Genomic DNA, 14040 nt, shown 5'->3' with positions numbered 1-14040 from the left:
CGCTGCGCTCCCGCCGGCCGGTCGACGTCCCGGCCCTGGTCACCCAGGCCAGGGCCGGGAGTCCGCGCGCCCTCGGCCGGCTCATCACCCTGGTCGAGAACGCCGACCCGGCCCTGCGGGAGGTGATGGCAGCGCTTGCCCCGCACGCGGGCCGGGCACGGGTCATCGGGCTCACGGGCAGCCCGGGGGTCGGCAAGTCGACGAGCACCTCGATGCTGGTGCGGGCCCTCCGCGCGCAGGGGCGACGGGTCGGGGTGCTGGCCGTCGACCCCTCCAGCCCCTTCTCGGGCGGTGCCCTGCTCGGGGACCGGATCCGGCTCACCGAGCATGCGCTGGACGACGGCGTCCACATCCGCTCCATGGCCTCGCGCGGGCACCTCGGCGGACTGTCCCGGGCCACGCCGCAGGCGCTGCGGGTCATGGACGCGGCGGGCTGCGAGGTGATCATCGTGGAGACCGTCGGGGTCGGGCAGAGCGAGGTCGAGGTCGCCGGGCTGGCGGACACCACCGTCGTCCTCCTCGCCCCCGGCATGGGTGACGGCGTGCAGGCCGCCAAGGCGGGCATCCTGGAGGTCGCCGACGTCTTCGTGGTCAACAAGGCCGACCGGGAGGGCGCCGACGCCACGGTCCGCGAGCTGCGGCACATGATCTCCCTCGGCGACCGCACCGAGCCGCACCTGTGGCGCCCGCCGGTGGTCCGGACCGTGGCCGACCGGGGCGAGGGTGTCGAGGAGGTCCTCGAGTCGCTCGAGGCGCACCGGGCCTGGATGGAGGAGCACGGGGAGCTGGAGCGTCGACGGCAGCTGCGCGCCCGGCACGAGGTCGAGGCCCTCGCGCTCGCCGAGCTGCGCTCGCGGATGACCGGGCTGCACGGGGACGGTGCGCTCGACGCCGCGGTCGAGGAGGTCGTCGCCGGACGGCTCGACCCCTACGCCGCCGCCGACCGCGTCGTCGCCAGCCTCGCCGACTGACGGCGGTGGTGTGGCGACGGGCACCCGACCAGCCGAGCGCACCCCGACCCCCGCCGCCTGACGCATCCGCACACATGAAGCATCCGCACCCTTGACGTCACCGCACTTTATGCGTAACTCTGGACGCATGAGCACCTCCTCCGTCTCCACCGCCGCCGTGAGCCGCGCCCTGCAGACCGCCGACGGCCTGCCCCCGGCGGAGGCCCTGCCCCACCTGCGGGTGGCGGCAGAGGAGCTGACGGCGCTCCTCGACGGGTGCCTCGCCGCCGCGGTGCTCGAGCCGGGGACCTCGCTGCGCTCCGTCGCCGCACGGGCCGGGCTGTCCGAGAACGCCGTCGGACCACGGTTGGCCAGGACCCCCGCCCTGGCGGCCTACGCCAACGACGCGGGACGGGTGACGGCCGGGGGCGTGGAGCGTGCCCGCTACGACCTGGAGAAGGGCACGCCGCCGCCCGCACCACCGACCACCCCGCTGCGGTTCAAGCCGCGGCGCCCCCGCGGCTGAGGCTCCCCCGCCGCGCCACCCACCGACCCATCACGCAAGGAGCGCCATGACCGACAGCCGGCTCACCCACATCTACTTCCTCCTCGACCGCTCCGGCTCGATGCAGTCGATCCGCAGCGACACCGTCGGCGGCTTCGCCGCCTTCGTCGAGGAGCAGCGCGCCGCCGAGGGGGAGTGCCGCGTCACCCTGGCGCAGTTCGACGACACCTACGAGGTCGTGTATGCCGCGCGCCCGGTCTCGGAGGTCCCTCCCCTCGACCTGCGGCCGCGGGGGAGGACCGCGCTCCTCGACGCGATGGGGAGGCTGGTCACCGAGGCCGGTGCCGGGCTGGCCGACCTGCCCGAGGAGCAGCGCCCCGGCACCGTGCTCGTGGCGGTGATGACCGACGGGCTCGAGAACGCCAGCCGGGAGTGGACGCACCCGGCCATCCGCTCGCTCGTGGAGCAGCAGACGAGGGACTACGGGTGGCAGTTCCTCTACATGGGCGCCGACCAGGACGCCGTCGAGGTCGGCCGGGGCCTCGGCGTCCCCGCCGCGAGCTCGGTGACCTACGCCCGCGGCAAGGCCGGGGACAGCCTGCGGATGGCCTCGGGCAAGGTCGCCGACCTGCGGCGGGCGAGGCAGGGCGACGCGGGGGCGACGTTCGCGGCATACTCCGCCGCCGAGCGCGCCGCGCTGGGTGAGGACGAGGGGGAGGGTGGCGCATGAGCGAGGACCCGGGCGGCGCGGCATACCTCGTCCGTGAGCCGGGGGCGGCCGACGTCGAGGCGTTCGCCGAGCTCCACGTGCGCATCTGGCGCGAGACCTACCGCGGGATCATGGACGACCGGGTCGTGGACGGCCTCGCCGTCGAGACCTTCCGGCCACGGTGGTACGCCATCGCCCGGGCCTACGAGCACGGCACGGTCGCCGACGACGGCCGTGCCGTGCGGGTCGCGCTGCGGGAGGAGGAGGCCGTGGGGTTCGCCATGGTCGGACCCGCCCGCGACGACGACGCGCCGGCGCCGCGGCAGGTCTGGTCGCTGAACGTCGCTCCCGAGCACCAGGGCAGCGGCGTGGCGCAGCAGCTGCTCGACGAGGTGCTGCCCGACGGTCCGGCCTACCTGTGGGTGGCCCGGGGCAACGACCGCGCGATCCGGTTCTACGAGCGCAACGGTTTCACTCTCGACGGGACGCAGGCGGAGGACCAGCACGACGGGGTCGTGGAGCTGCGGATGGTGCGCCGGTAGGGTCGGGCCGGTGAGCGAGCTGCGGACCTTCTACCCCGAGATCGAGCCGTACGACACCTTCCAGCTTCCGGTCGGGGACGGGCACGAGATCTACGTCGAGCAGTCCGGCAACCCCGAGGGCCGGCCGGTGGTGTTCGTCCACGGCGGGCCCGGGAGCGGCACCTCGCCGAAGCAGCGCAGGGTCTTCGACCCGCAGCGCTACCGGATCGTGCTCCTCGACCAGCGGATGGCCGGCCGCTCCACTCCGCACGCCGCCTCCACCACCGACCCGGCCCTCTGGTCGACCAACACCACGCCCCACCTGGTCGCCGACCTGGAGGCGGTCCGGGAGCGGCTCGGCGTCGACCGGTGGCAGGTCTTCGGCGGGTCCTGGGGCTCGTGCCTGGCGCTCGCCTACGCGCAGGCCCATCCGGACCGGGTCACCGAGCTCGTGCTGCGCGGCATCTTCACGCTGCGGCGCGGGGAGCTGGCGTGGATGTACGAGCGCGGTCACCTCGAGCACGTCTACCCCGACCTGTGGGCGGAGTTCGTGGCCCCCGTCGCCCCCGCCCGCCGCCACGAGATGCAGGTGGCCTACCACGAGCTGCTCTTCGACGACGACCCCGCGGTGCACGTCCCGGCAGGCAGGGCGTGGAGCGGGTGGGAGGCACGCATCATCACGGTGCTGCCCGACGAGGAGGGCTACCGCAGGGCGGTCGAGGACGACCAGGCGGTCGCGTTCGCGCGCATCGAGAACCACTACTTCGTCAACGGGGGGTTCCTGCGGGAGGGGCAGCTGCTGGACCCCGGCAACCTCGCGCGGATCCAGGACATCCCGACCGTCATCGTGCAAGGGCGCCTCGACATGTGCACGCCCGCACGGACCGCCTTCGACCTCGCGGAACGGCTCCCGGGAGCCCGCTTCGTCCTCGTCCCGGACGCCGGGCACGCCTTCTCCGAGCCGGGCACCCTCGACGCCCTGGTCCGGGCGACCGACGGCTTCGCCGACGGGGCCGGGGGGAGCCTGGAAGAACCCTGATTTGGCGGTAGGCCGAAGTGACTTTACCGTTTTGTTATGCAGTTCTCCCGCCTGACCGTCGCCGTGTCGCTGTCCTCCGCCCTGCTCGTCACCGCCTGCACCGGCGCGGACGACCCTGGCACGGGCGCGTCGACGTCCGCCCCGTCGGCTCCCGCCGACGACTCCGCGGCCACGTCCGACGCCGCTGCGAGCACCGCGACCGGCAGCACCGACGCCGGCTCCGCCACCACCGACGTCGCGGCGGGCACAGACGACGCGTCCTCCACGACGGTGGCGATGACCACGGACGAGGGTGAGGCGGTGCTGGGGGTCGAGGAGGCCGAGGAGGTCGCCACCCGGCTGCTCGACGCCCGCTACGAGGCCTACACCGCGCCCGCCGACCGGCTCCGGGCGGCCCAGCAGACCGCCTACATGGCGACCGCGCGCACCGCCACCGAGGCGGAGGTCAGGCTGCGCTCCGAGCTCGGCCTCGCCGAGGACGCCCCTGCGGAGGAGCTCGAGCCCAACGTGCTGGCGATCAGCCGTGAGGACGGCGAGCTGCCGCAGCTCCTCCTCGTGCAGTCCGTGCCCGAGAGCGGGGTGCCGCTGCTCCACCTCATGGAGAGCCGCACCGGGGAGACCGAGGACTTCCGGATCATCTGGGAGGCGTCGATGCTGCCGGGCACCGAGCTCCCCACGTTCGACCGCCGCTCCGTCGGGACGCCCGTGCTGCGCAGCGGTCAGGGCGACCTCGTGGAGGTCCCCCGCGAGGCGCTGAAGAAGCTCGCCACCTTCGTCAGCTTCCCCCAGCCGGAGGAGGACCCCGGCTACGAGACCAACGGCTACGCCGAGGCCGTCCGCGCGGCGGCCCAGGAGCAGGCCGACGCCGTCGCCGCCCAGGCCGGGCTGCGGGAGAAGAACTGGCTGGTCAGCGAGGACGTCAAGACGCTGATGTTCGAGGACGGCTCGGCGTTCGTCATCGGCAGCCTCCTGCGCGACACCACCTTCAGCGTCAACAGCGACGCCGTGCTCACGCCGCCGCAGAGCTTCCTCGTCTTCGGCGAGGACAGCGAGCTCACCGACGAGGCGGTGCTGCGGACCTCGGTCTTCATCGGCATGCACCTGCCCGCCGAGGGGCAGGACGGCCCGCCGAGCGTCATCGCCGCCCGCGAGCAGCTCGTCGACGCCTGGGGCAGCTGACCCGGTCGGCGTCGCCCCCGGCCCCTCGCTGGGCGGGGGAGCACGGCATACCCTGGAGACCGGTCCGCACCCACCCGCACGTCAAGGAGACCCATGTCCCAGCAGCCCCTCACCCCCGCCGCGCTCCGCGGTGCCGTCGACCTGTCCGGCCTGCGCGGCCGGGGTGCCGGGGCGAAGGGGGCCGGTATGCCGTCGGCGCCCGGCGGGGCGGGCGTCCCGGGGGCGGCCGCCACCGGGACGACGACGGGGTCCGCCGGGAGCGGCGCGGAGGGTGTGCCGGGTCGCAGCGGCGCGCTGGTGCACGCCACCGACGCCAGCTTCGAGGCGGTCGTCACCGCCAGCATGACCACCCCGCTGGTGCTGGTTCTCTGGACCCCCCAGGCGCCGGAGTCGGCCCAGCACCTGGACGACCTGGTGCGGGCGGTCGCCGGCAAGGAGGGACGCTTCCAGGTGGTCGGCGTCGACCTCGCCGCGAACCCCGGGATCATGCAGGCGCTCACGCCGGTGCTGCAGCAGACGTTCGGGCAGGTCACCGCGCTGCCGGTCGTGCTGGGCCTGATGGGAGGTCAGCCGATGCCGTTCTACCTCGGCGTGCAGGACCTCGCGCAGGTTGACCAGCTGCTCGACACCTTCCTGCAGGCCGCCGTCACGAACGGCATCACGGGGCGGGTCCAGCTCGGTGCCGGGGACGCCGCGCCGGAGGAGGACGAGACGGGCGAGCCGGTGCTGCCGCCGCTGCACCAGCAGGCCTACGACGCGATCGAGGCGGGGGACTGGGCCGCCGCCGTCAGCGCCTACGAGCAGGCCCTCGCCCAGGACGCCTCGGACGAGATGGCCCGGCTCGGGCTCGGGCAGGTGCGGCTGCTGGAGCGGACCAGCCGGATGGACCTGACCGCCGTGCGTGCCGCGGCCGCCGCCGACCCCGCGGACGTGACGGCCCAGATCGACGCGGCCGACGTCGAGCTCGTCGGGGGACACGTCGAGGACGGCTTCCTGCGGCTCGTCGACACCGTCCGACGCACGAGCGGCGCGGACCGTGACCGAGCCCGGACCCACCTTCTCGAGCTCTTCGAGGTCGTCGGCCCCGCCGACCCGCGCGTCCAGAAGGCGCGCGGGTCGCTCATGAGCGCCCTCTTCTAGGGGTCAGGCGAGGGCGGCGTCCACCACCTGCTGCGCCTCGGCCTGCACCTGCGCCAGGTGCTCGGGGCCGCGGAAGGACTCGGCGTAGATCTTGTAGACGTCCTCGGTCCCGGAGGGGCGCGCCGCGAACCACGCGTGCTCCGTCGTCACCTTCACCCCGCCGACCGCGGCCCCGTTGCCGGGCGCCTCGGTGAGCACGGCCGTGATCGGCTCGCCCGCCAGCTCGGTCGCGGTGATGTCGGCGGCCGACAGGTTCTTCAGCTTCGCCTTCTGCTCCCGGTCGGCCGGGGCGTCCACCCGGGCGTAGGCCACCTCGGCGCCCGGGGCGTACCGGGTGAGGAGCTCGGCATACCGCTGCGAGGGGCTCGACCCGGTGGTGGCGATGATCTCCGCGGCGAGCAGGGCCAGGATGATCCCGTCCTTGTCCGTCGACCACACCGAGCCGTCGCGGCACAGGAAGGACGCGCCCGCAGACTCCTCGCCGCCGAAGGCGATCGAGCCGTCGAGGAGGCCGGGCACGAACCACTTGAACCCGACGGGGACCTCGACGAGGCGGCGACCCAGACCCTCGGCGACCTTGTCGATCATGGTCGAGGAGACGAGCGTCTTGCCGATGGCGGTCTCTCCCGGCCAGTCGGGGCGGGCCCCGCCGTACAGGTAGTCGATCGCGACGGCCAGGTACTGGTTGGGGTTCATCAGACCCCCGTCCGGGGTGACCACGCCGTGCCGGTCCGCGTCCGCGTCGTTGCCGACCGCGACGTCGAACCCTGAGCCGTCCTCGCCCCCGCCCTCCATCCGGCGGATCAGCGAGGCCATGGCGTGCGGGGAGGAGCAGTCCATCCGGATCTTGCCGTCCCAGTCCAGGGTCATGAAGCCCCACGCGGGGTCCACCTCGGGGTTGACGACGGTGAGGTCCAGCCGGTGCTCGTCGGCGATCGCCTGCCAGTAGCCGACGGCCGCACCGCCCAGCGGGTCGGCGGCGATCCGCACGCCGGCCCGCCTGATCGCCTCCACGTCGACGACCCTCGGCAGCGCGCGGACGTACTCGCCCATGAAGTCGTAGGCGGTCGCCCCCGCCCGAGCCTCGGCGAGCGGCACCCGCCGGACGCCGTCGAGTCCGGTCCGGAGCAGGTCGTTGGCCCGGTCCGCGATCCAGCCGGTCGCGTCCGTGTCCGCAGGGCCCCCGTGGGGCGGGTTGTACTTGAACCCGCCGTCGCGAGGCGGGTTGTGCGAGGGCGTGACGACGATGCCGTCGGCCTCGCCGACCGCACCGTCGGTCTCCCGGTTGTGCTGCAGGATCGCGCGCGACACGGCCGGGGTCGGGGTGCAGCTGTCCCGGGAGTCGACGCGCACGTCGACCCCGTTGGCCACCAGGACCTCGAGGGCGCTGCGCCACGCCGGCTCCGACAGCGCGTGGGTGTCACGGCCCAGGAACAGCGGGCCGTCGGTGCCCTGGTCGCGCCGGTAGTCGCAGATCGCCTGCGTCGTGGCCAGGATGTGGTGCTCGTTGAAGGCACCGTCGAGAGAGCTGCCCCGGTGGCCGGAGGTGCCGAACGCCACCTGCTGGTCCACGTCCTCGGGGTCGGGGACGATCTGCGCGTAGGCGGCGAGCAGGGCCTCGAGGTCGACGAGGTCCCGCTGCTGGGCGGTCTGCCCGGCGCGCGGGTGCGTGCCCGTCTCCTCGGCGTCGTCGGTGTCCGGGGTGGCGGACGCGGTCGCGGCAGCGCCGCCGTCCGTGACGTCGGTCTCGTCCTCGGCAGCCTCCAGCGCGGCCGGGGCCTGCGGCTCGGGGTCCGGGACCAGCCACACGGTGCCCATCGGCGGCACCGTGATCAGCGCCGAGAAGGGCTGGTGCTGGTGCGGGTAGTCGTGCGCCCGGACGAAGCCCATGTTGCCCTGGCCGGAGCCGTCGTAGTGCTCGGCGTCGGTGTTGAGCACCTCGCGCCAGCGACCGCCGTAGGGGAGGCCGACGTGCACCTGCTCCTGCGGGATACCGCTGAAGTTGACCAGCACCGCCACGACCGACCGCAGCCCGTCGGGACCCTCGTTGCCCCACCGCAGGTAGGAGTAGAGGTTGCGGCCCGCGTCGTTGGCGTCCAGCCAGCTGAACCCGTCCTTGTGGTGGTCGATCTCCCACAGGGCGGGGTGCTCGGCGTAGAGGCGGTTGAGGTCGCGCACCAGGCGCTGCATCCCGGCGTGCCCCCACCGGTCGGTCAGCTCCCACTGCAGCTCGCCACCGTCGGCCCACTCGCGCGACTGCGCGAACTCACTGCCCATGAACAGCAGCTGCTTGCCCGGGTGGCTCCACTGGTAGCCGAGGAAGGCACGGGTGGTCGCGAACTTCTGCCAGGGGTCGCCCGACATCTTGCGCACCAGGGAGCCCTTGCCGTGCACGACCTCGTCGTGGCTGATCGGCAGGATGTACTTCTCCGAGTAGGCGTACACCAGCGAGAACGTGACCGCGTGGTGGTGCTTGGAGCGTGAGTACGGATTCTGCGCCAGGTAGTTCAGGGTGTCGTGCATCCAGCCCATGTTCCACTTGAAGCCGAAGCCCAGACCCCCCTTGTGCACGTCGGTGGTGACACCCGGCCAGGAGGTCGACTCCTCGGCGATCATGACGATCCCCGGGTTGCGACGGTAGGCCGTGGCGTTGGTCTCCTGCAGCAGCTCCACCGCCTCGAGGTTCTCGCGGCCGCCGTGCTTGTTCGGGACCCACTGTCCGTGCTCACGCGAGTAGTCCAGGTAGAGCATCGAGGCGACGCCGTCCACGCGCAGGCCGTCGGCGTGGAACTCCTCCATCCAGTAGGTGGCGTTGGCGACGAGGAAGTTGCGCACCTCGGGCCGGCCGTAGTCGAAGATGTAGGACCCCCACTCGGGGTGCCAGCCCTTGCGCGGATCCGGGTGCTCGTAGATGGGTGTCCCGTCGAAGCGGGCCAGTGCCCACGGGTCGGTCGCGAAGTGGCCCGGGACCCAGTCCAGTATCACGCCGACCCCCGCCTGGTGCAGGCGGTCGATGAGGTGGCGCAGACCGTCCTCGTGCCCGAACCGGCTGTCGGCCGAGTAGTAGCCGGTCACGTGGTAGCCCCACGAGGGGCCGTAGGGGTGCTGCATGACAGGCATCAGCTCGACGTGGGTGAAGCCCATGTCGCTGACGTAGGCCACGAGCTCCTCGGCCAGCTGCTCGTAGCCCAGCCCCTGGCGCCACGAGGCGAGGTGCACCTCGTAGATGCTCATCGGGCCGTGGTGGATGTCGGTCGAGGCCCGTCGGCGCAGCCACTCGTGGTCGTTCCAGCGGTAGGTGGAGACGGTGACGACGGAGTTGTTGAACGGGGGCACCTCGGTGGCCCTGGCCATCGGGTCGGCCTTGGCCCGCCGGGTGCCGTCGGGGCCGGTGATGTCGTACTTGTAGTGGGCGCCGGCGAGCACGTCGGGGACGAAGATCTCCCAGACCCCCGCCTCCCCGTGCACCCGCAGCGCGTGCCGGGCACCGTCCCAGTCGTTGAAGTCGCCGATGACGTGGACCGCGAGCGCGTTGGGTGCCCAGACCGCGAAGCGGGTGCCGGTGACGTCGCCCATCTCGTCGGTGACGGTCACCACGTGCGACCCCAGGACCTTCCACAGCTCCTCGTGGCGACCCGCGGCGACGAGGGCGAGGTCCTGCCCGCTGATCGAGCCGCCGTGGCGGTAGGCCTCGTCGACCAGCCGCTGGTGGCCGCGCTCCTCGACCCGCAGGCGGTAGGTCGGGACCTGCGGCTGCGGCACGACGGCCACCCAGATGCCGCCGGTCTCCGGCTGCATCGGGAACTCGCGACCGTCGGCGAGCACGACGGTCACCGCGTCGGCCTCCGCGCGCACGGTGCGCACCGTGACGTGGCCCTGGTGGGCGTGCGCGCCGAGGATGCTGTGCGGGTCGGGGTGCAGACCGAAGACGACGTCGGTCGCCTCCTCGAGGTCGAGGGGGCGGGTATGCGGTGCGGGTGGCGCCTCGGGCGCGTCCAGCAGGACCCGCTCGGCCCGGCCGGAGACCCACGGCGAGTCGAGCACCTCACCGGTCACGACGGCCGGGGAGGAGGAGGCGTCGGACCAGGCGCGGTCGCGCTCGACCTGGGGGTCCTGCGGCTCCCAGCCCGCGGCGCGCGGCGCCAGACCGCTGGCGGCGACGTGCCGCGGTGCGGTCGCAGGCTCGTTCTCGTCGACCGACGGGAGGGGCTGGGAGGCTCCCACCCGGGGCGGGACGGGCGCGGAGGGCGCGTCCGGGGTGGGCGGTGCCTCGGTCATCTCGGCCGGCGCCGGGATGGGGGCGTGGGGCACGCCGCCGCTGGCGGGGCGTCCGGAGGCGGGTGTCGGCACGAACCCGGGCTCCGCCTCGCCGAACGCCGCCAGCATCTCCGGCGGGGCGGGGACGGGGGCGTGCGGGTAGCCGCCGCTGGCCGGGGGGTAGGGGTGGGCGGAGGCGGCGTAGTCCGCGAGGTCGTCGCGGGGGCGGCCCCGACCGGGGTGCACCGCGACGTCCTGGTCGTCGTCCACCGGGGGGGCCGCGGACCCGTCCTCGTCCTGGTCGTCGTCCACCGGGGGCGCCGCGGACGCGTCCTCGTCCGCAGCACCGGCAGGACGGTCCTCGGGGTCGGAGGAGGAGGGACCGTGGACGGCGGGGTCGAGGTCACGCAGCCCCGGGACCGGCGCTGCGGCATACTCCTCGGGCTGCGCCTCGGAGACGACGTGACCCTCGGGGTCGGTGAGCGAGCCCGCGCCGTGGCCGGCCGCGCCGCCGACGCCGAAGTCCGCGGCGACGGGGGCGTGCTCCTCGGCGCCGTCCGTCCCGTCCTGGTCCCCGCTCGCACGGTGTCGTCCGGGAACTGCTGCGGCGGCGTCGGCCGGGGGGTCGGTGGCGAGGTGCCGACCGGCACGCCCACCGGTCACCAGCCGCTGGACGGCGCCGACCGGGATGGGCATCCAGTCTGGGCGGTTGCGGGCCTCGTAGACGACCTCGTAGAGCGCCTTGTCGAGCTCCAGCGCGTCGAGCAGCCGTCGGCGCTCGGCGCCGTCGAGGTCGTCACCGCTGGCGGCGGCGTACCCCTCGAGGAAGGCGACCCGGGCAGCGGTGACCCACGCGTCGCGGTCGCCGCCCCCCTCGTGGGTCACGGTGGCACCGGCGTAGTCGAAGGACCGCAGCATGCCGGCGACGTCGCGCAGCGCCAGGTCGGGGGCCGAGCGCTCCTCCAGGGGGCGGAGCGGCTCCCCCTCGAAGTCGAGGAGGACCCAGCCGCGGCCGGGTGCGTCGAGCACCTGGCCGAGGTGGTAGTCGCCGTGCACCCGCTGCAGGGCGGGCAGGTCGAGGTCGTCGAGCCCGGCGTAGACGTCCTCGACGTCCTGGCGGTGGGCAGCCAGCTCCGGCACCTCGGCGAACGCGGTCTCGGCTCGCCGGCGCAGCTGCTGCACGAGGGTGGCGCGGGACTGCGGGTCGGGGGTCGCCGTGGGGAAGGTCTCGCGCAGCACGGCGTGGATCGAGGCGGTGGCCTCGCCCAGGGTGCGCGCCCGGTCGGTGAAGTCCTCCCCGGCGCGGGCCGCCTCGAGGGCCGTGCGCCAGGCGTCCTGGGTGTCGGGCAGGAACTCCTGCGCGAACGCGAGGTGACCCCGGGCCTCGGTGGCGTCCGCCAGCGGCCAGCGACCCTCGACATACCCGATCGGACCGGGGACGAGGCGGTTGCCGGTGCGCCCGACCTCGGTGAGCACGACGACCTCCGGGTTCGCGCCGGGCTGGAGCACGCGGAAGATCTTGATGATCACCGGGCGGGTCTCCCCGTGCGCCTCGACGATGATCGAGGTGTTGGACTGCTCACCGCTGAGCACCCGCGCCGAGCGCAGGGCGGGGGCGGTCCCGCCCGCGACCACCCGGCGGGACCTTGCGGAGGGGACGTCGTGCTCGGCGTACATCTCCTGCAGGAGCACCTGGGCGAAGACCGGGTCGTGCGTCGCGTCGTAGATGTAGCGGGTCCCGAGATCCTCGTGCTCGGCGGTCGCCACGAGCGCGGCGGCCATGAACTCGACCGGCTCGGCGCGGTAGGACAGGGGGACCTGGTAGACGACCGGTTCGGGGCCGGACTCGTCGAGGACGAGGTGGTCCTCGAGGCCGACCTCGCCCAGCGGGTCCTCCCAGCGCAACGAGGCGATGCGGCGCAGACGGGGGGAGGTGCCGCTGCTCTTGCCCCGGTACCAGCGCTGGGACGCGATCCAGGCCGGCAGGAACTCCTCGAACGACGGGGTCAGGGTGGGCATCAGGAGTTCTCCTCGTGGGGGTTGAGGCCGAGCCAGAAGAAGTCGCGCGAGCCGAGGGTGAGGGTGACCGAGCCGTCGTCGCCGATGCCCGGGAAGCCGGTGCCCCCGAAGAGGTCGCGCACGGCGGCGCCGGCGAACCGCTCGGGCAGCTGGACCCGGGCGGCCTGGGGACGGGAGGTGAGGTTGTTGACGCACAGGACGGCCCGGTGCCCCTCGTACCCGGCGGCCAGATCGTCCTCGACGGGCATGGCCCGCAGGAAGGACAGGATCCCGCCGTTGTCCGACTCGCAGACGACGAAGTCGCCCAGGCCGAAGACGTCCTGGCCGGCGCGGACGGCGAGCATGCCGCGCATCCAGTGCAGCAGCGAGGAACTCGTCGCCATCTGGGCCTCGACGTTGACGTTGTTGTAGTGGTAGACGAGCGAGCTGATGACCGGCAGGTAGAGCTTGCCGGGGTCGGCGGTGGAGAAGCCGGCATTGCGGTCCGGGGTCCACTGCATCGGGGTGCGCACGGCATCACGGTCGTGGAGCCAGATGTTGTCGCCCATCCCGATCTCGTCGCCGTAGTACAGGCAGGGGGAGCCGGGCATGGAGAGCAGCAGCGCGTTGATCAGCTCGACCTCGCTGCGCGAGTTGTCGAGCAGGGGGGCGAGCCGGCGGCGGATGCCGACGTTGGCCCGCATGCGCGGGTCCGGGGCGTACCAGCCGTACATGGCCGAGCGCTCCTCCGGGGAGACCATCTCCAGCGTCAGCTCGTCGTGGTTGCGCAGGAACGTGCCCCACTGGGTGCCCCTGGGGATGGCGGGAGTCTCCTCCATGACCCGGATGACCGGCTCGGCCTTCTCCTCGCGCAGGGCGTAGTAGAGGCGGGGCATCACCGGGAAGTGGAAGCACATGTGGCACTCCGGCGCCTCCTCGGTGCCGTAGTAGTCCACGACCTCCGCAGGCAGCTGGTTGGCCTCGGCGAGGAGGACGCGGCCGGGAAACTCCTGGTCGACCATCGCCCGCAGCCGGGCGAGGAACTCGTGGGTCGGCGGGAGGTTCTCGCAGTTCGTCCCCTCCTCCTCGAAGAGGTAGGGGACGGCGTCGAGCCGGAAGCCGTCGATGCCCATGTCCATCCAGAACCGGACGACGTCGAACATCGCCTCCTGGACGGCCGGGTTCTCGAAGTTGAGGTCGGGCTGGTGGGAGAAGAAGCGGTGCCAGAAGAACTGTCGGCGGACGGCGTCGAAGGTCCAGTTGGACGTCTCGGTGTCCACGAAGATGATCCGGGCGTCGCTGTACTTCTCGTCGGTGTCGGACCAGACGTAGAAGTCGCCGTAGGGGCCCTCGGGGTCCGAGCGCGAGGCCTGGAACCAGGGGTGCTGGTCGCTGGTGTGGTTCATGACGAGGTCGGTGATGATGCGGATGCCGCGGGCGTGCGCCTGGGAGATGAGCTCGCGGAAGTCCGGCAGGGTGCCGAACTCGGGCAGCACGGCGGTGTAGTCGGCCACGTCGTAGCCGCCGTCGCGCAGCGGCGAGGCGTAGAAGGGCGGTAGCCACAGGCAGTCGACCCCGAGCCACTGCAGGTAGTCCAGCCGGTTGATCAGGCCGGTGAAGTCACCCGAACCGGACCCGGTCGAGTCGTCGAACGCCCGGACGAGGACCTCGTAGAAGACGGCCTTGCGGAACCAGTCGGGGTCGTTCCGCAGACCGGGCTGGTGCAGGTTGAGTCCGCGCAT

At 73.2% G+C, this 14040-nt stretch carries 9 protein-coding genes; 7 read left to right on the top strand and 2 right to left on the bottom strand.

The genetic code is table 11. From position 1 onward, the window contains the following. Positions 1-2: 2 nt before the first annotated feature. The 7 genes from meaB (at position 3) to D4B81_RS02570 (ending at position 6043) form a co-directional block, all read left to right on the top strand. On the top strand, positions 3-971 hold the full coding sequence (gene meaB / locus D4B81_RS02600; RefSeq protein WP_122261117.1) for a methylmalonyl Co-A mutase-associated GTPase MeaB: 969 nt from the start codon (positions 3-5) through the stop codon (positions 969-971). Positions 972-1098: 127 nt separating this feature from the next. After that, positions 1099-1476, top strand: a complete 378-nt coding sequence (locus D4B81_RS02595; RefSeq protein WP_202613542.1) for a hypothetical protein — start codon at positions 1099-1101, stop codon at positions 1474-1476. A gap of 46 nt (positions 1477-1522) precedes the next feature. Then, positions 1523-2185, top strand: a complete 663-nt coding sequence (locus tag D4B81_RS02590) for a vWA domain-containing protein (protein ID WP_122260956.1) — start codon at positions 1523-1525, stop codon at positions 2183-2185. Continuing rightward, positions 2182-2706, top strand: coding sequence for a GNAT family N-acetyltransferase (locus tag D4B81_RS02585; protein ID WP_122260955.1), 525 nt, complete (start codon positions 2182-2184; stop codon positions 2704-2706). Before D4B81_RS02590 ends, D4B81_RS02585 begins: the two co-directional genes overlap by 4 nt. Positions 2707-2725: 19 nt before the next feature. Continuing rightward, positions 2726-3724, top strand: a complete 999-nt coding sequence (gene pip / locus D4B81_RS02580; protein ID WP_122261115.1) for a prolyl aminopeptidase — start codon at positions 2726-2728, stop codon at positions 3722-3724. 36 nt (positions 3725-3760) lie between these two features. Then, positions 3761-4903 carry a hypothetical protein gene (locus tag D4B81_RS02575; RefSeq protein WP_122260954.1) on the top strand — a complete coding sequence of 381 codons (1143 nt, stop codon included), beginning with the start codon at positions 3761-3763 and terminating at the stop codon, positions 4901-4903. Between the two features lie 93 nt (positions 4904-4996). After that, positions 4997-6043 carry a co-chaperone YbbN gene (locus tag D4B81_RS02570; protein ID WP_122260953.1) on the top strand — a complete coding sequence of 349 codons (1047 nt, stop codon included), beginning with the start codon at positions 4997-4999 and terminating at the stop codon, positions 6041-6043. Positions 6044-6046: 3 nt separating this feature from the next. On the opposite strand, the gene glgB is transcribed toward D4B81_RS02570, so the two are convergent. Together glgB and treS are read right to left on the bottom strand one after the other, a co-directional pair. Further along, positions 6047-12319, bottom strand: a complete 6273-nt coding sequence (gene glgB / locus D4B81_RS18670) for a 1,4-alpha-glucan branching protein GlgB (protein ID WP_161964966.1) — start codon at positions 12317-12319, stop codon at positions 6047-6049. Beyond that, positions 12319-14040 carry a maltose alpha-D-glucosyltransferase gene (gene treS / locus D4B81_RS02560; RefSeq protein ID WP_122260952.1) on the bottom strand — a complete coding sequence of 574 codons (1722 nt, stop codon included), beginning with the start codon at positions 14038-14040 and terminating at the stop codon, positions 12319-12321. Before treS ends, glgB begins: the two co-directional genes overlap by 1 nt.

It is taken from the genome of Ornithinimicrobium cerasi, from assembly GCF_003702705.1.
GTDB classification, from domain to species: domain Bacteria; phylum Actinomycetota; class Actinomycetes; order Actinomycetales; family Dermatophilaceae; genus Ornithinicoccus; species Ornithinicoccus cerasi.
This window is presented reverse-complemented; position numbering and strand designations above follow the sequence as displayed.

Excerpts from the sequence above, each read along its gene's own strand:
- treS (WP_122260952.1), bottom strand. The coding sequence starts at position 14,040 with ATGCGCGGACTCAACCTGCACCAGCCCGGTCTGCGGAACGACCCCGAC.
- D4B81_RS02595 (WP_202613542.1), top strand. The coding sequence starts at position 1,099 with ATGAGCACCTCCTCCGTCTCCACCGCCGCCGTGAGCCGCGCCCTGCAG.
- D4B81_RS02590 (WP_122260956.1), top strand. The coding sequence starts at position 1,523 with ATGACCGACAGCCGGCTCACCCACATCTACTTCCTCCTCGACCGCTCC.
- glgB (WP_161964966.1), bottom strand. The coding sequence starts at position 12,319 with ATGCCCACCCTGACCCCGTCGTTCGAGGAGTTCCTGCCGGCCTGGATC.
- D4B81_RS02575 (WP_122260954.1), top strand. The coding sequence starts at position 3,761 with ATGCAGTTCTCCCGCCTGACCGTCGCCGTGTCGCTGTCCTCCGCCCTG.
- D4B81_RS02570 (WP_122260953.1), top strand. The coding sequence starts at position 4,997 with ATGTCCCAGCAGCCCCTCACCCCCGCCGCGCTCCGCGGTGCCGTCGAC.
- D4B81_RS02585 (WP_122260955.1), top strand. The coding sequence starts at position 2,182 with ATGAGCGAGGACCCGGGCGGCGCGGCATACCTCGTCCGTGAGCCGGGG.